This window comes from Plebeiibacterium marinum (assembly GCF_026013615.1).
Lineage (GTDB): Bacteria > Bacteroidota > Bacteroidia > Bacteroidales > Marinilabiliaceae > Saccharicrinis > Saccharicrinis marinus_A.
Map to the genome: position 1 here is coordinate 157,465 of NZ_JAPDPI010000003.1, position 17,498 is coordinate 174,962.

At 35.8% G+C, this 17,498-nt stretch carries 12 protein-coding genes; 3 read left to right on the forward strand and 9 right to left on the reverse strand.

Features of this window, described 5'->3' with window-relative positions:
* The first annotated feature begins 19 nt into the window (after positions 1–19).
* Positions 20–1,315, forward strand: a complete 1,296-nt coding sequence (locus OM074_RS02840; RefSeq protein ID WP_301197765.1) for a TolC family protein — start codon at positions 20–22, stop codon at positions 1,313–1,315.
* A 118-nt stretch (positions 1,316–1,433) separates the two neighbouring features.
* Here the strand turns inward: OM074_RS02840 and OM074_RS02845 are convergent, their stop codons facing one another.
* The 5 genes from OM074_RS02845 to OM074_RS02865 are packed head-to-tail and all read right to left on the reverse strand — an operon-like array spanning position 1,434 to position 7,808.
* A complete protein-coding gene (locus OM074_RS02845) occupies positions 1,434–2,726 on the reverse strand; it encodes a class II aldolase/adducin family protein (protein WP_301197766.1) in 1,293 nt (430 codons plus the stop codon).
* A 33-nt stretch (positions 2,727–2,759) separates the two neighbouring features.
* Positions 2,760–4,058, reverse strand: a complete 1,299-nt coding sequence (gene fucP / locus OM074_RS02850) for an L-fucose:H+ symporter permease (protein ID WP_301197767.1) — start codon at positions 4,056–4,058, stop codon at positions 2,760–2,762.
* Between the two features lie 16 nt (positions 4,059–4,074).
* Positions 4,075–4,506, reverse strand: a complete 432-nt coding sequence (fucU, locus tag OM074_RS02855) for an L-fucose mutarotase (RefSeq protein ID WP_301197768.1) — start codon at positions 4,504–4,506, stop codon at positions 4,075–4,077.
* Positions 4,507–4,517: 11 nt separating this feature from the next.
* On the reverse strand, positions 4,518–5,987 hold the full coding sequence (gene fucK / locus OM074_RS02860) for an L-fuculokinase (protein WP_301197769.1): 1,470 nt from the start codon (positions 5,985–5,987) through the stop codon (positions 4,518–4,520).
* A 33-nt stretch (positions 5,988–6,020) separates the two neighbouring features.
* The gene (locus OM074_RS02865) at positions 6,021–7,808 is read right to left on the reverse strand and encodes an L-fucose isomerase (RefSeq protein WP_301197770.1); all 1,788 of its coding nucleotides are present in this window, start codon (positions 7,806–7,808) and stop codon (positions 6,021–6,023) included.
* A gap of 120 nt (positions 7,809–7,928) precedes the next feature.
* Between OM074_RS02865 and OM074_RS02870 the strand changes: the two genes are divergently transcribed.
* On the forward strand, positions 7,929–8,825 hold the full coding sequence (locus tag OM074_RS02870; protein ID WP_301197771.1) for a helix-turn-helix domain-containing protein: 897 nt from the start codon (positions 7,929–7,931) through the stop codon (positions 8,823–8,825).
* 645 nt (positions 8,826–9,470) lie between these two features.
* A complete protein-coding gene (locus OM074_RS02875) occupies positions 9,471–12,236 on the forward strand; it encodes a hybrid sensor histidine kinase/response regulator transcription factor (protein ID WP_301197772.1) in 2,766 nt (921 codons plus the stop codon).
* A 3-nt stretch (positions 12,237–12,239) separates the two neighbouring features.
* On the opposite strand, the gene OM074_RS02880 is transcribed toward OM074_RS02875, so the two are convergent.
* The 4 genes from OM074_RS02880 to OM074_RS02895 all read right to left on the reverse strand — a co-directional run bounded on the left by OM074_RS02880 (position 12,240) and on the right by OM074_RS02895 (position 17,474).
* A complete protein-coding gene (locus tag OM074_RS02880) occupies positions 12,240–13,817 on the reverse strand; it encodes a glycoside hydrolase family 32 protein (RefSeq protein ID WP_301197773.1) in 1,578 nt (525 codons plus the stop codon).
* Positions 13,818–13,954: 137 nt separating this feature from the next.
* Positions 13,955–14,953: a sugar ABC transporter substrate-binding protein gene (locus OM074_RS02885; RefSeq protein ID WP_301197774.1), complete on the reverse strand. Its 999-nt coding sequence runs from the start codon at positions 14,951–14,953 to the stop codon at positions 13,955–13,957.
* A 156-nt stretch (positions 14,954–15,109) separates the two neighbouring features.
* Positions 15,110–15,976: a carbohydrate kinase family protein gene (locus OM074_RS02890; protein ID WP_301197775.1), complete on the reverse strand. Its 867-nt coding sequence runs from the start codon at positions 15,974–15,976 to the stop codon at positions 15,110–15,112.
* A gap of 151 nt (positions 15,977–16,127) precedes the next feature.
* Entirely contained in the window at positions 16,128–17,474 is a 1,347-nt protein-coding gene (locus OM074_RS02895) for a sugar porter family MFS transporter (RefSeq protein ID WP_301197776.1), read from the reverse strand.
* Positions 17,475–17,498: the final 24 nt, after the last annotated feature.

Consider the following 17,498-nt stretch of genomic DNA (forward strand, 5'->3'; position numbering starts at 1 on the left):
TACAATAAAAACAATGAATATGATTAAAATTCAGATATTGGCTATTTTGTTCTGCATACTCCCTGTGGGTATGCAGGCTCAAAATACATTGTCCCTTTCGCAGGCCATTGAAATGGGACTACAAAATAACTATGATTTAAAAATTACACGTAACGCCGAAAAAATATCCTCAATAAATAACACATGGGGAAATACAGGTGCCTTACCAACAATCAGTTTCAGCACTTCTTTGTCCGAAGGCTTCAATTACAATGATACCGAAAATTACAGGACTGAAATGATCTCGCCTGAACTTGGACTGAATTGGGTTTTGTTTGATGGCTTTAGTGCAAGAATCACCAAAAAGAAGTATGAAGAACTCGAAAACCTGTCGAAAGGTAATACAGCCATTCTGGTTGAAAACACCATACAGGAAATTGTGTCGGCATATAACAACTGCATCGTTCAACAAGAACTTGTTAAGGTATACGCTGAATTGATGAACCTTTCTGAAGACAGGTACAACCGAGAGCTACACGCAAAAGACCTGGGCGCTAACACAACCTATAACACTCTGTTAGCAAAAACATCCTGGTTAGAAGACAAGTCAACCTACTTGCAACAAAAGGTTGAGTTTGAAAATTCCATTCGCACGCTCAATTATGCACTAGGAATAAAAGACAATAAGATGTGGGAACTTACATCCGGGATAAAAAGCGACTTGCCGGACTACACCCTATCTGATTTGACTACCAAACTATTATCAAACAACACAACACTAAAAAACCAATACATAAACCAGAGCTTACTGGCAAAAGAAACCGCTTTAGCTAAGAGCAATTACCTCCCTTCTTTAAACATAAACGGAGGCGTTTCTCATACCAACAGAAATGTATATTACTCCAAAAACTCCATTAATGATAGTAAATCAAATTACTCAGATGTTAATATAGGCTTAAACCTGTCCTATACTATTTTTAATGGAGGCCAAAGAAAAAGAAGCGTTCAAATTGCCAAAATTGAAGAAGAATCTGCTGTTGTTGAAACAGACCAAATGAAACACAGTCTGCAAAACCAGCTGTTACAAATATTCAGCACCTATGAGGTTCAAAAAGACCTGGTATTGCTGGCAAACGAGCGTGAAGATGCAGCAAAATTAAATATGGATATGGCTGAAGAAAAATTAAAGACCGGAGCAATTGATTCTTTTGACTTCAGGGACATTCAGATAAACTATTTAAATGCTGCTATCCAGAAATTAAATGCTATATATAACGTGGTTGAGTCGCAAACGGATTTAGCCAGAATTACCGGTGGTATCATCAATGAATTTTAACAGCATAAATTTTCGTTAGCTATTGGGTTGCAAATGAGAGTATATATCTTAATGGCGATTCAGCGAAAAAAATCTTGATAGGGAAACTTCAATTCCCTATCAAGAAACAACTTATCATCTAAAAAAACGCTCTTCGTAATTCATCAATTTCCTCATCATTCATAGGAGCAAAATCACCTAATGAAGTCCCCATAACCAATGACTTAGCACTAAATTCTGCCACTTCAAGACGGTCAAATGCCTGCAATAAAGAACCTCCGGTCATTAATACAGAATCGTTTTCGATGATGATACCCGGATTTGCTGTTGATATTTTTCCCGGGATCGTTTCATTTCCGGTGAAGTGCGACCCAAATGGCACATTCTCCATATCCTGTAAGAAAATCCAGCTTTCAGGAATCGTTCTTACATCCAGTTTTTTATGCACCACCCCATAGGCCATCAGGTATTCAGGCTGCGTAAGGATGATGGCATTGATTTCCGGATGCATCTCGTATATTTTTTGGTGCAGCCAGGTGGAACGGCTAGGTACTTTTCCAGCCTCACATTTACCTTCCTTAATTTGAACGATATCTTTTGCCTGTATATCCCAGCGAGTGGCATCAGTTGGGGTAATTAAAAAATCATTCCCCTTCCAACGTACAGAAATAGTTCCATATGAACTCATCATTAAGCCCTGGTCACAGGCCCTTCGAACCATACCTTTAATTTGCTGACGGATCTCTTTTTCATCAGAGGTGTATTCAACATCTGCCATTTTAGGATGATCGGTAGGGATTTGATTATTAAAACTATAAATCTGTTCCTCAGTAAGAAACTTAGGTTCTCCAATAATCTTGGAGTTGATTAATGTTCTACACGCAAACTCTAAGGTTTCAAAACGCTCGTAAGCTTTAATGATATCTTTACCCCCGACAACCGCTCCATGATTTTCCATGATTACAGAATCAAAACCCTTTTTAAACTGGTCTGAGATAGAATTTCCCAGTTCATTACTTCCGGGAATAAAGTATTTGGCATATCCTATGGGACCACACACATACTTCACCTGTGGAATGACATTGGTATTCGGAATCTGACGAACAATACTAAAAGCAACCAATGCCGGCGGATGTGCATGTACAACAGATTTAATATCCGGACGCTCTACATATATGGCCTTATGAAAAGGATATTCCATAGAGGGTTTATGAGGCCCTACTATTGTTCCATCGGCTTTAACACACATAATATCTTCAGGCTTTAATGATCCTTTATCAACCCCTGAAGGCGTAACCCACATATCCCCGCTCTCATCCATAATTGAAAGGTTTCCACCTGATGTTGTGGTTAATCCTTTTTTGTAAATACGGTTAATGATCATGATAATCTGATCACGAGGATGCAATAAATTTAAATTTCTAACAGACATCGTCTTATTTTTGATATTAATAATTTCAACACATTATTTTAACCCAACAGTCTGTGTTTTGTATGATCTATACCCATATCCGGCGATTACGATAAAACATATAAAAGGCAATATAAATGAGAAGTTTACTGCAGGCAAATAGCCAACTGTTCCTAAATCGATGATGGTTCCCTGTAAAGGCGGCATTAATGCTCCCCCCACAATGGCCATCACCAAACCGGCTGCCCCAAGCGTAGCGTCCTTTCCTACGTTTTCCAGGGCAATTCCATAAATAGTTGGAAACATTAACGACATAAATGCCGATGTTGCAACCAAACAGTAAAGACCTGCAATTCCATTTATCAGGATAACCCCGCTCACTGTAACAATGCCTCCAATGGCAAATAGCATCAATAACTTACGGCTATTTACATATTTCATCAAGAACGTACTGATAAAACGGCTTCCTAAGAATATGCCCATGGCCACAATATTATACATCTGGGCTGTTGCTTTATCTATTCCTAAATTATCAGCATATTGTATAATAAAAGTCCAGCACATAATTTGAGCTGCCACATAAAACACCTGGGCAATAACCCCTTCTCTGTATACCTGATTATTGATTAACCTTTTAAACGAATCCCAGGGATGAATCTCCTCCTGATGGGCAGTATCGGGCATTTTAACCAACGCAATAACCACCAGCATAACAATAACAACCAACCCCAATATTACATAAGGATCCCGGATTATCATCAGGTCTGTAGTACGGATGGCAGCCTTGGCAGCATCATCCAACGCAGGAAAAATTAGTTCCCCCAATGCATTTCTCTTATCTGATTCCAGAGAGGCCAATACTATTTTTGAAGCCACAAACATCCCCAACAAAGAGCCCATTGGATTAAAAGCCTGTGCAAGATTTAATCTTCGCGTAGAAGTTTCATGGCTCCCCAATGAAAGAATAAATGGATTTGCTGTGGTTTCTAAAAAAGCCAATCCAAACGTAAGTATATACAACGAGATCAGAAAGAAACCAAATGCCTGGTATTGAGCAGCCGGCCAAAACAGCAGGGCCCCGGTGGCATAAAGTGCCAATCCCAACAATATGCCCTTTTTATAACTAAACTTTTGCACAAAAAGCGCAGCAGGAATAGCCATGGTTGCATAGCCTCCATAAAAGGCAAACTGAATAAGAGAAGCCTTGGCATTTGATATTTCCATTACCGTTTTAAAAGCGGCCACCATTGGATTTGTAATATCATTGGCAAAACCCCACAAGGCAAACAAACTGGTAATTAAAACAAAAGGTATGAGATATTTTTTTTCAACGATTTTTGATTGATTTTTCACTGTCTGATTTTTAAGGTTATAAAGGAGTAACTCCTTTCTTTAATATAATATTTCCATATTTGGCTGTTTCACCAGTAATAACAACTGCATAAGCACTTTTTGCACGCTCATAAAAAGCAAAACGCTCCAATCTTTCAATGGGGTTCACCTTCGGATTAGTCAGGTGTATGCTTTTCAAATAACTATCTTCAACCTTGGGATCAAGGGTATCTCCCACAACGGCATCCATCATAATTAAAGGGTTTTCTACATATTGATCCAATTCGAACAAGGGCAATATAGCCGCTAACAAATCCGGAATCTTTATGCCATCCGCCCTTAAAACATTAGTGTTAAATGTTTCCCCGGGAAAATGAGCATCTGCTAATATTATTTCGTCTCCATGCCCCATTCTATATAAAACAGAAAGCAATTCAGGGCTTAACAAGGGTGATATTCCTTTTAGCATAATTTAAATAATTACTGTTTTTTAAATTTTAAGTAGTTTTTATAGAGCTGGTCATATACCTGCCTGTTGGCCGATGGATTGATAACCTGCGGATTATAAGATATTTTTTGGCGTGCTATACTTGCCGATTTATATACTCCTGCACCGGCAAACACAAACATTGAAGCTCCTAAAACTGTGGTTTCTTTTTGATCAATCAACTGTATACTCACGTTACAGACATCTGCCCTTAACTGGTTCCACAACCTGTTTTTGGAACCTCCCCCAACACAAATAATCTTTTCAGCTTTAAAATTACCGGCCGTTTCCAATGCTTCCAAACCTTCACGTAACCTAAAAGCCAGACTTTCTAAAAATGCCCTGTACAGTTGACTGCGGCGGGTACCAATAGTCAATCCGGTTATGGTTCCACTGTTCACACTCGATCCATCATCATAAAAGGCAGGATCAACCATGATACCCTGAGCGCCAGGCAACTCTAATTCTGCCTCTCCAATCATGGTATCATAAAGTTCATCACCACTTAATTCTGAATAGAAGTTCTTCGAGAACCACTCCAACACGCCTGAACTCAACCAGTTTTGTCCTATATTATAGATCCCGGCAACGGAATCCATCTCGGTTGTTAAGTTTTTACTCAATTCATCGGCAGAGGCAGTAAACGAACCACTCCGCGACATTAAGATTTCCCATGTACCGGAACTCAACACCGGCTGGTTTAATTGGGCGCCTGAACCAAATATGGCAAACTGCGTATCATGACCTGCAAAATACACAGGTACATCCGCAGGAATGCCAGTAAGTCCAAATGCTTCCTGTGTAATTTCACCTGCCTTATCCCCAGGCTCTGCAATGGTTCCGAAAACATCCTTATCCACATCAATCGCACCCAGGATTTCATCAGAAAACGTTCTTTTTTCAAGATCAGCCATCATAGCGGTTCCCACCATAGTAGCATCATTTTGCATTACTCCGGATAATTTATGGATAATTAAGGAGGGAATAAATAAAAAACGATGTGCTTGCCTGATGACTTCCTGCCTGTGCTCTTTAAACCATATCATTTTATTTATGGTATTAAAGGCATATGGGTACACTCCACTAATTTTATATAACTGCTCAAGTGGAATATATTTTTCAATATGATCCATAATAGGGGTAGTACGCGGACATTGCCAGGAAATTACCGGATAAAGCAACCCTCCTTTGTCATCGATAAATGCACCATCTACTCCAAAAGTAGTCACCGTGATGCCTGCAATACGGTTTACATCAATTTGAGAAGTAACAACTTGTGCAGCCTTACATAATTTATCCCATAATTTATCTAAATCCCAAATCCTTCCACCCGGATAATTGGGATCCTCATCTGTTTCATTAGGCATTGAATGGGAAGCAACAATATGCCCCAAAACATCCATGGCAATTACACGAACATTTGTTGCTCCACAATCAAATACTATAGCTATATCTTTTTGCATATTTTATGCTTTAAAAAACATGGGTATATGAATTTATTTTATCCCATATAAAGGCCCATAGGTAGCACAGGCTCTGTAATCAGATCCTTCCTTATCTTCTCCAAAAGCAGACCAGGCACTTGGACGAAATACCTGATCCTCTGAAACATTATGCATATTTACAGGAATGCGCAACATCGAAGCCAGCGTAATCAGATCGGCACCAATATGACCATAACTGATAGCACCGTGGTTAGCACCCCAGTTAGCCATTACGGTATATACATCTTTAAATGCTCCCTGGCCTGAAGTTCTGGGCACAAACCAGGTTGTTGGCCAGGTTGGATTTGTTCTTACATCCAAAACGGTATGAATATCTTCGGGTAATTCAACTGTCCACCCTTCAGCAATTTGCAATACAGGCCCCATTCCTTTTACCATATTTATACGGCACATGGTTACTGGCATTTCTCCTTCTGTTTTAAAAAGAGAAGAATAACCTCCTCCCCGGAAGTAGCCTCTGTCAGCCTGAGGCCATTGGGTTTTATCTAAACACTTTTGCGCCTCTTCTTCTGTTATATCCCAAAATGGTTTCATGGCTGGCTTTCCTTCTGCATCTTTTTGCTGTGCTGTGGCATCCAGTGTGGTTGAACCAGAGTTAATCAAATGAATAACACCGCCTTCGGCCAAACCGCTTAAAGTTTTGCCTGTTACACGCTTTACTGCATCCGGACTCCAATAGGTTCTCACATCTGAGAATATTTGGGCTGTATTGGTTAACAGGTGTCCAAACAACATGGATACACTGTTTAGGCTATCATTTTCTGTTGCAAAAACAAATGCCTGACGGATTCCATTCCAATCGAATGAAGAGTTTAGGATAGCCTCGGTAAAATCAGCGTTTGGCTGATAGTCAGTCCACTGGCGTTGCCCCTGAAAGCCTCCTAAAATGGCATTTCTACCTAACCCTTCTTCTCTGTAACCTTTATCTATTATCTTTTGATTGCCAATCATCATATCACGGCAAATCAAGGTCATTTTTACAACGGTTTCCCACTCCACCTCTTTTCGTGCTGCATCTGCCTGCGCTTCCGATGCATTCGGATCCTCTCCTTCCTGACAATTCTCTTTGGTCCAGGCCAGCGCCTTTTGGTATTCATCTTCATCATAAATGCCCTCATCCATGCGTCGAAGAATTTCTACTGACTCCACAAATTCTGTTCGTATTCCAAGATAATCCTGAAAGAAATTTGAATCGACCATAGAACCGGCAATTCCCATTGAGCTATAGCCGATAGACAAATACGACTTTCCATTCATTTGAGCTACAGCAAGTGCTGATTTAACGAATCGCAATAACTTTTCCTGTACATCTGCAGGTATATTGGTATCTCCGGCATCCTGCACATCACGACCATAAATACCAAAAGTTGGCAGTCCTTTTTGAGTATAACCGGCTAACGCTGCAGCAAGGTATACTGCACCGGGACGCTCTGTTCCATTAAAACCCCAAACCGCTTTAGGCACCAACGGATCTGTGTCCATTACTTCGGTTCCGTAACACCAACATGGCGTAACCGTTAATGAAACTCCAACACCTTCTTTTTTAAATTTATTGGCACACATGGCCGCTTCTGCCACACCTCCAATACAAGTATCTGCAATTACACACTCTACATTTTCTCCACTGGGGAAACGCAAGTTTTCCTCAATAAATTTAGCTGCAGTTTTTGCCAGCTCCATCACCTGGGACTCTAAAGATTCTCTAACGCCGTTTTCCCGTCCATCAATAACGGGCCTGATACCAACCTTTGGCAAATCACCAATTAACCTGTTAGCCATTTTATCTATTTTTTTTCAATGATTATTAAAGTAATTTCTCTTATACAAATTTGCAGACTAACAGACAATTGTAAAATGCACATTTTTACTATTTTTGTATCTGTTTTAAACATACACCATATGCTGCTACCAGTTACAAAACCTAAAAAAGGTGATCCTTCAGAAGTAATTCAGTATTTTCCAAGATTTGAATTACAATTACACTGCTGCAGATATTGGTGGTTGCAAAATTGGGAATACGGAGAGTTATCTTTCCCTTTTTGGAGAATATATCATAATAATTACCAGGGAGGTGTAATCATCTATAAAGGAAAAGAATATACATTAACCCCGGATAAAATTATAATGATTGCACCCAATACTTCATATGCCACACGCTTATACAATCATCAAATTCCCAATACAGGCTTTATAATAAAAGGAAATCGTGTTAATGCCGGACTTCCTGCTGATAATAATTACATATTACACCTTTTTATCCATTTCAACCTTGGCACACCCTACGACAATATAGAACCAGGTCTGTTTTCTTTTGAATTAACCCCTCATATAAAAGAAAAACTCGATATCATAAAAAAGCACTTAAACTATGAGCATAGCCGATTTAGTTTTTACCCAACACTCGCTATTCAATCGCTCATCACGGATCTGTTGAGTTTTCTTCCGCAACAAAGCTGGAGTATTATTACAGAGGATTCACGGATTTTAAAAACACTGGCCTATATTGAAGAAAACATAGCAGAAGATTTATCGAACACTATTTTGGCCAACTATGCAAACCTGGCAACCAATGCATTTACCCGTTTATTCACTCAGGAGATTGGTTATTCCCCACAAAAATTTGTTAAAAAGAAAAGGATCGACAAAGCCTGTGTTTTGCTTCATCACTCCGATAGATCAATAGACGCAATTGCCGGCATTTGCGGTTTTGCCGACCGGTACCATTTTTCGAGAATATTTAAACAAATTACGAATATTTCACCTGCCAGTTATAGAAAGAGCTTTCATATACGGTAGGATTCAGGGAATATTTAAAATATAGACCATAAATAACGGCTTTGACAATACAACTCCCGAATAGTTTCGTGATGACTTTGGATATTTTCAGGGTTGGTTTTGGCCATTATTCGGATACCCTGTCCGAAGCCTATCCGAACACAACCCGAACAGCACCCGAACAAACCCGACCGCTACCCGAACAATTCCCGAAGCCGTATCGAAAAAGTCTCAAAAACGCCATTTTTTCGAATAATTCTTGCCGATTTCGGCCATTTCCTGAATAATTTTCGCCGTTTTTGGGCATTTTTTGAATAACGGGTGCTTTTTTTAGGTTTTTTAGCATGATGACAATTTCATCTAAATTCTTAATCAACTATTAAACAATAGATTATCAGCCAAAAAAGTCACAATAATATTATCATGACTTTTGATGGTATTTCAACACAATACACAACTAGTGTATGATCATTTACGTCATTAAGCATATTATAGGTATTTATAACTTATGTTACCTCAATGTAACATTATCGACATCAGTTTATTCATAATGTTCAATTGAAAATTGCATTGCCAACTTTATTCATTCTTGATTATCTAAATTAGTATTAATCATTATTTCAAACTTCTAAATTTCGTATCTTCAATGACGAAAAGAAAGATCTGATGCACAATTTTAAGTTTCATACAAATTCGATTATTATCCTCATATTAGCTTTTCTACTAAATAGCTGTATCGAAAAAAAAACCAATAAGATCATTATTGGTTTTAGCCAGTGCACAAGTAGTGATCTGTGGAGGCAATCAATGAATAGTGAAATGTTCAGAACAGCTTCTTTTCATCCAGAGCTAGAACTCATAATTAAAGATGCAAAGGGGGAAAACTGGAGACAAATAAAACAAATTGAAAACTTTATTGAACAGAAAGTTGATTTGTTAATTATATCACCCAACCAATCTGATCCAATCACAGATATAGCAGTCTCTGCATTTGAACAGGGTATTCCAACAATCATTATTGATAGAAAAATTAACTCATATAAATATTCTGCCTATATAGGGGCCGACAACTATGAAATTGGTAAAAATGTAGCACAATATTTAGGTACATTATTTAATACTCCTAAAAAAATCATTGAAATAACTGGTCTAGAAGGTTCATCTCCTGCACAAGAACGTCATAATGGTTTTATTAATGGCATTAAACCCAATTCACAACTTAAATTAGTATATAGTGAGGATGGGAAATGGAACCAACTAAATGCAGAAGAAATTACAAAAAACATTATTGATTCTATTGATTTTGACGTGGTATTTGCACACAATGATATTATGGCTCTTGGTGCAAGTAATATTATTAACAAAAATATCAATAAAAAAGTATTTATTATAGGTATTGACGCTCTTCCTAATTTAGGATTAGATATGGTGGATAAAGGAATTATCAACGCATCTTTTTTATACCCTACAGGAGGAAATGAAGCCATCAATTTAGCTTTAAAAATATTGCAAAAACAACCTCATCATAAATTAAATCTTTTATCAAGTGCAATTGTTGATGAAAGCAATGCAAAGGTTTTAAATCTTCAGGCTGCACAATTAACCATATTTCAAGATCAGATTGAAAAACAAATACAAAACATCAAGAATCAAGAATTAAAATACAACAATCAAAAAACTTTGCTTAATACAACTGTCATCAGTTTAATTTTACTTGTTATATCTATCGTTGCATTATTTATTTCTTACCTATTAAAAAATAAAAAGAATCTTGAACTCGCAGAGAAAAGTGTAGCCATCCAGAAACAGAAAGATGCCATTGAAGCACAAAATGTACAGATTAAAAAAATGCATAAACAGATTGAAGATGCCACTCAGGCTAAGTTAACTTTTTTTACAAATATTTCGCACGAGATTAGAACTCCACTCACTTTAATTAAAGCGCCCTTAACAAACCTTATGCAGAAAATTCCTAAAGAATATGAATCATTTAAATGGGATCTGGCATTAATTAATAATAATACGGACAGGTTATTAAGATTGATCAATCAACTTCTTGATTTTAGAAAAACTGAAACCGGCAAATTACAATTAGCTGTTTCAGAAAATGAATTGGTACCATTTTTAAAATCAATATATAATGTTTTCGTACCATTAAGCAGACAAAAGCAAATAAACTTTTCTTTGTTAACCGACCAAAATGACATTAAACTATATTTTGATATTAATCTCTTTGACAAAGTAATTTTTAATATTTTATCAAATGCATTTAAATTCACTGATAAAAATGGAGTAATAAAAATTAAAATTAACTCATCCCATATTTCAAAAGTTGCAATATGCATTACAAATTCAGGAGATCCGATACCTGAAGAAGAACAAAAAAACATATTCACCCGTTTTTATCAACAAAGTCATCATTCCCATATGGGTACAGGTATTGGTTTAAGCCTGTCAAAAGAATTTATTGAAATGCATAAAGGCAAATTAACATTAAGCAGTAGTAAAGAAACAGGCAATACATTCTGCATTGAATTATATAAGGGAAAAGATCATTTTGAAGAAAAAGACATCATATCAAATGAAGATCAAATATCTATTGATAATATATTACCCATAAACTCCACTAATGAACATTCTGATTTTGACAATAGTATCCAATCGGACATCAAGCTTTTAATAGTTGAAGATGATGAAGGGCTGCAGGAGTTTTTAGTACACTTATTGAGCTCAAGATTTCAAACACAACTGGCTTCCAATGGTCAGGAGGCACTTGAAATAATTGAAGAAAATCAACCTGATTTAATTTTGACAGACATTATGATGCCAGTAATGGATGGTTTACAACTTACACAACAAATAAAAAGCAATGAAAACACTAACCATTTGCCTATAATTATGCTCACGGCAAAAACTCAAATTGAACAAAAAATAGAAGGTGTTTCGTTGGGAGCAGATGCCTATATTGAAAAACCTTTCAACCCGGATTATCTAATTATTAAAATTCAAAAGATTATTGAATCAAGAGCAATATTAAAAAAGTATTTCAAAAAAAATCTATCGCTACCTGAATTTACTGAAAACGAGAATACTTCTTTAGAAGAAAGATTCCTTCAAAAAATAATTGCTATTGTTGATAAAAATTACAATAATTCCAGATTTGGAGTAGAACAATTAGGAGAAGAAATTGGGTTATCAAGAATTCACCTATATAGAAAAATGAAGAATATTGCAGGTCTGTCACCAAGTGATTACTTAAACAAATACAGACTACGGAAAGCTGCAGAACTAATAAAACAACATTCTGATTCAATTAACAATATTTCTTTTTTAACAGGATTCAATTCTCATGCATATTTTAGTAAAAAATTTAAAGATGAATATGGCTTTTCTCCTTCTGAATACGAAAAAAGAAATAAATCAAGCCAATAGTTCTTACCTCCAGATGCTTTTCATTTTATAAACTTCTATTTCTTTTATGGAGGTACAGGATTTTAAATTTTCTATCTTAATATTGTAGTCTTTAGGAAAAAAGCGAGTAGTAGCAACATATTTCCCATCATTAATAAATAATTCTACAGATGTTCTGTCAATAAACATATCCAATTTTAATTGAGATTGACTACCAATCGGAACATCTGATATAGAAGTAAATTGATCTCCTAATACATTTGGGTCACTTACTTTACGAAGAATTTCGATATATCCTTTATCTTTACTATAATCAAGATTCAATTGTTGATCAACACTTTCAAACAAAACAAGAGACATTCGATCTTCTTTTGTAAGATCAAATACTACATGAATCTCTAATGAATGACAGTTTTCCATTTCCCTTGTTAAAGAGTTATTTAACTCATCTAAAGTGCTGAATTTGATTTTAACTTTACCTTTTCTTAATTTACTAGTCTCCCTAACTGGATTTTGGATAATTTCATAACCATTAGTGCTTTTTTCAAGATATACTTCACGAGGAAGAGACATCACTCCTTTCCATTTTTGGTTCGGGATCTGATTTACATAGTTCCAATTATTCATCCAACCAATCCAAATTCTTCTTCCATCTTTGTCAGGAATATCAGACCAACTATATGCGCCCCTAAAATCTTTGCCATAATCATTCCAACAGACATTAATGTATTTCTCTCTTAAAGCCAAATCAATTCCCCACACTGTCTCTTTTCCTTTATAATTAATTTGTTCCGGAACAAACTCCTCTCCATCAAAATCGCCAATAATACAAAGACCGCCCATACCTTGTTTAATGGACTGATCACCAATATCAACCTTTAATATCCACTTTTTAAGTGTTGAGTCTCTGTTGACAGGTATCGCAAAAAAGTCTGGATTATCCCATAATCTACCTTTTTGCTTTTCTCCAACAAATTCGCTCATAAACGTCCAGTGTATTAAATCTTTAGAAGAGTAAAATGAAAGTTTCTGTTGATCTGCATTTGTTAATACCATAACCCATTTTTCATCAGGATTATACCAAAAGACTTTTGGATCTCTAAAATGCTCTGAACCAATATCCAGAACAGGATTAAACTCATATTTATGCCATGTCTTTGCCCTATCATTACTATAGGCTAAACACTGATATTGCCTATTATTATCTATTCTGGATCCTGTATAGATTGCAACTACCGGTGGATGAAAACCACCTCCCAATCCACTAGTGTTATCTTTATCAACCACAATACTTCCGCAAAAAACCATTTCTCCATCAGTCTCTGATATGGCAACAGGTTGTTCTTCCCAATGTATTAAATCCGGACTTATTGCATGCCCCCAACTCATATGCCCCCATTCTATACCATGAGGATTATATTGATAATACATATGATACTCTCCGTCATAGTAAAATAAACCACTTGGCACATGCATCCAATTTTTCATTGGAGAAAAATGATATTGTGCACGATATGCTTCTTTATAACTATCGTTTGTATTACATCCTAATGAAAACAAGATCAACAAAAAGGAAATATAATTTATTATTTTTTGCATCATCTATTCAATATATCTTTAATAAATGCAAGATAAAAATTATCACCCTGACTTTCTATCAAACAGGTTTCTATTTCTATTACTTTTGTAACATTCAGATAATGCAATTTGAATATAAACTATTGATACAAGGGTTTTCTTTATTTTTCATACACTTGTGTTTCTGAATAAACTCCGGCATCTATTATTTCAGGTTGAATATTCTCTGCTGTAATCAGGATTGGTTCAATATAAACTACAGGTACATTAAAAGCACCATTATATACATATTTAACATCTATATCTGGAAGCTGTTTTTTGTTCAGGATACCTAAGGCTATGTCTGCTACCTGATAGGCTAGTTTTTTTAACGGATGTAATACCGTCATGCTCTGTTTTCCCTTTATGATGTTTTTTATTGCTCTTAGCTCTGCATCCTGTCCTGATACAAATACATCTTCATACTTATATTTTTCAAGCAGAGATATGGCACCTTCTGAAAATCCATCATAACAACTAATAATGGCATCAGGCTTTTCACCTGTCAATTTCAACACTTTTTCTAATTCAAAAGTGGCGATTTCTTCACTCCATTTCTCAATATAAGTTTTGTACAAGACTTTTATATCTCCTGATTTTACCTTTGAAGTAATTGCATTTTCTATAGATTTCATTATTACAGGAGCATTCTGATCATACATATCTCCTCCCAAAATAACGTAATTACCTTTAGGCTTTTGAGACAACGCCGTATTTATAATCTGACTACCTACACGTTTACTATCTCCCCCCACAAAATAATCGAGTTTACAATTACGAATTAACCTGACATAACCAACAACAGGAATATCTTCTTCATGGGCATCCCTTACTATTGCAGATGCTGTATTTTCATTAACAGCTATTAGAACCAACACATCAATACCTTCTTTAACCATGTCGTGAAATCGTTCTCTTTGCAGGTTTTCATCATTTTCAGCCTGACGAATAACAACATCCACTCCTGCTTGTTGTACTCGTTCTTTAAAATACTCCGCTTCTCGAACAAAGCGTCCTACTGCATCAGTAGAATATAAAAAGCCTATTTTAACTTTATCATCAGATGTACATCCTTGCAGAAGTAGTATCATTGTCAAAATGAATGTTCCTAATATTTTCATGATTCCTGATTTTTCTCTTAATTTTATTCTTTCAATAAAGATATTTTCTATAGTACAGATCTATATTATATGTAAACTATGGAGCAATACATAAAAAAACAAGGGCCACTATAAAATGCCCCTTGTCCAACCTTATTCAAAACACACTATATAACCCTATTGATATTTAAATTCATCAGGCAATATCGGAGTAGCACCACTATTGGTACAAACAAAAGCAGATACATCTACAGCTTTTTGATGCAATACTTTTAACGGTTGCTTATTAAGTATTCCCATTATCATGGTTGCAGTAAATGAATCTCCGGCACCAATTGTATCGGCAACTTCAACTTTGGGTGTAACAATAAATGATTGTTCGTTCTTTGTGATTAATAAACTACCCTCTGAGCCTTTCGTTAATGTTAATAGGGTTAAATCATAATTATGCACTATTTGTTGACAGATTTCCTCTTCTGTTCCTTCCATTCCAAACATATCCTTAAAAACAACTATTTCCTCTTCATTGATTTTAAACACATTAGCAAACTGAAGAGATTTACCAATAATATCTTTCGAATAAAAATGTTGTCGTAAATTAATATCAAAAACCTTTAAACATGTTTCGGGAACCATTTCTAATGCTTTCCAAATAGTTTTACAAGAAACCTCATTGCGTTGAGCCAAAGAACCGTAACAAATAGCATCTGCTTTTGCGAGCTTTTCTTTTGCAATTTCAGTTAATTCAATATTATCCCAGGCCACATCTTCATAAATTGTATAATTTGGAATACCGTTATTTAATTGTACACCAACTGTACCTGTCGGTTTCTTAGTTACATATAGCCCATTCACAACATTTTCTTGTTCAATAATCCTGGTAATTTCTTTCCCAAGATCATCATCTCCAATTGCACTAATAACTACACCTTCAGCACCTAATTGCATTGCGTGATATGCAAAGTTGGCTGGAGCACCACCTAATATTTTTCCTTCTGGTAATAAATCCCAAAGTATTTCACCTATTCCTATTACTGTATACATGACTTTATATTTTTTATTAACTAAAGGCATAGAGTATTGATTTACACCTCCATATCTTATGATAATATTTTTTTATTTTAATGAAGAGAGACTATATAAAGACACCTCTCTGCATTGTTAAAACACCCCCATTTCTGACTAAAATAACAGACTAATCTACTAGCCCAAGCTCCTCCTGAATTTGTTCTAAGGATTTACCTTTTGTTTCCGGGATTCGAATCAAGGTGAATAAGAATGCAAGAACACTAAATACAAGGAAGAACCCAAAAGTAAAAGCACCGCCCATTCCTCCAAGCATAATAGGAAAGAACTGCACTACTAATAAAGTACAAACCCAACTAATTGCAGTGGATACGGACATAGCAAGACCACGTATTTTATTTGGGTATATTTCGGATGTTACAACCCACATAACAGGAGCAAATGAGGCTGCAAAAAAAGCTATAAAACCAAGGATAGAGATAAATACACCCAAGCCATCAACATTTCCTATATAAAAAGAGAATGTTATATAAGACAAGAACAAGATCATGCCTGCAGCTCCCCATAATAATAGTTGTTTTCTTCCTACTTTATCAATTAACCAAACTGCAACAAGGGTAAAAATAAAATTAATAATACCAACCAGTATCGATTGTAATAAAGCAGTACCTCCACCTACACCTGTTTTTTCAAAAATAGTTGGCGCATAGGCAATAATTGCGTTAATACCTGTAATTTGTTGAAATACTGCTAAAAGAATACCAATAACTAATACTTTCCCCATATTTCCCTTAAACAGATCACTTAAGCTAACTCGTGTTGTATTTGTAGCTGACACTTTTAAACTATTTTGTATTTCTTCCAATTCACTTTCTGCTTCTTCAATATCAACAATCCTGTTTAAAACTTTTCTAGCTGAAATGAGATCTCCCTTCATTACAGACCAACGAGGTGATTCAGGAAAACTAATAATGGTCAGTAATAGAAATGGCACTGCAAAAATAATTGGGCTATACAACATTAAACGCCATCCTTCATGCATTTCTACAACACAAAAGTCAATTACATAGGCTATCAAAATTCCAACCACAATACCTAACTGATTCATAGTTCCCATTGTACCACGAATAGCAGGGGGGGTTAACTCACTAATATAAGTAGGAACAACAACTGATACCGCACCAACTGCAATACCACCAATTAGGCGAGCTATCATTAAATGAATACTACTCTGAGCAGCACCACTACCTAACGCTGAGATGGTAAAAAGAACAGCAGCAATAATCAGTGCTTTTCTTCTTCCTATTTTATCACTAATTGATCCTATTGTAAAAGCTCCGATTAAACATCCTGCAATCATAGAACTTACTACTAATCCCAACTCTGTATCATTTAATATAAACACATCTTTAATAAATGATACAGCACCTGATATAGCTGCCATGTTTACTCCAAACAACACACTTCCTAAAGCTGCTATAAATATTGCCCAATATAAACCCTTCTTTGTTTTCATACTTTTTGAATTACTAACACTGAG

What these genes read in the sequence shown, in the direction of transcription:
- fucU (WP_301197768.1), bottom strand. Translation starts at nt 4,506, where the DNA reads ATGCTAAAAGGAATATCACCCTTGTTAAGCCCTGAATTGCTTTCTGTT.
- OM074_RS02875 (WP_301197772.1), top strand. Translation starts at nt 9,471, where the DNA reads ATGCACAATTTTAAGTTTCATACAAATTCGATTATTATCCTCATATTA.
- OM074_RS02845 (WP_301197766.1), bottom strand. Translation starts at nt 2,726, where the DNA reads ATGTCTGTTAGAAATTTAAATTTATTGCATCCTCGTGATCAGATTATC.
- OM074_RS02890 (WP_301197775.1), bottom strand. Translation starts at nt 15,976, where the DNA reads ATGTATACAGTAATAGGAATAGGTGAAATACTTTGGGATTTATTACCA.
- OM074_RS02885 (WP_301197774.1), bottom strand. Translation starts at nt 14,953, where the DNA reads ATGAAAATATTAGGAACATTCATTTTGACAATGATACTACTTCTGCAA.
- fucK (WP_301197769.1), bottom strand. Translation starts at nt 5,987, where the DNA reads ATGCAAAAAGATATAGCTATAGTATTTGATTGTGGAGCAACAAATGTT.
- OM074_RS02895 (WP_301197776.1), bottom strand. Translation starts at nt 17,474, where the DNA reads ATGAAAACAAAGAAGGGTTTATATTGGGCAATATTTATAGCAGCTTTA.
- OM074_RS02865 (WP_301197770.1), bottom strand. Translation starts at nt 7,808, where the DNA reads ATGGCTAACAGGTTAATTGGTGATTTGCCAAAGGTTGGTATCAGGCCC.
- OM074_RS02880 (WP_301197773.1), bottom strand. Translation starts at nt 13,817, where the DNA reads ATGATGCAAAAAATAATAAATTATATTTCCTTTTTGTTGATCTTGTTT.
- OM074_RS02870 (WP_301197771.1), top strand. Translation starts at nt 7,929, where the DNA reads ATGCTGCTACCAGTTACAAAACCTAAAAAAGGTGATCCTTCAGAAGTA.
- OM074_RS02840 (WP_301197765.1), top strand. Translation starts at nt 20, where the DNA reads ATGATTAAAATTCAGATATTGGCTATTTTGTTCTGCATACTCCCTGTG.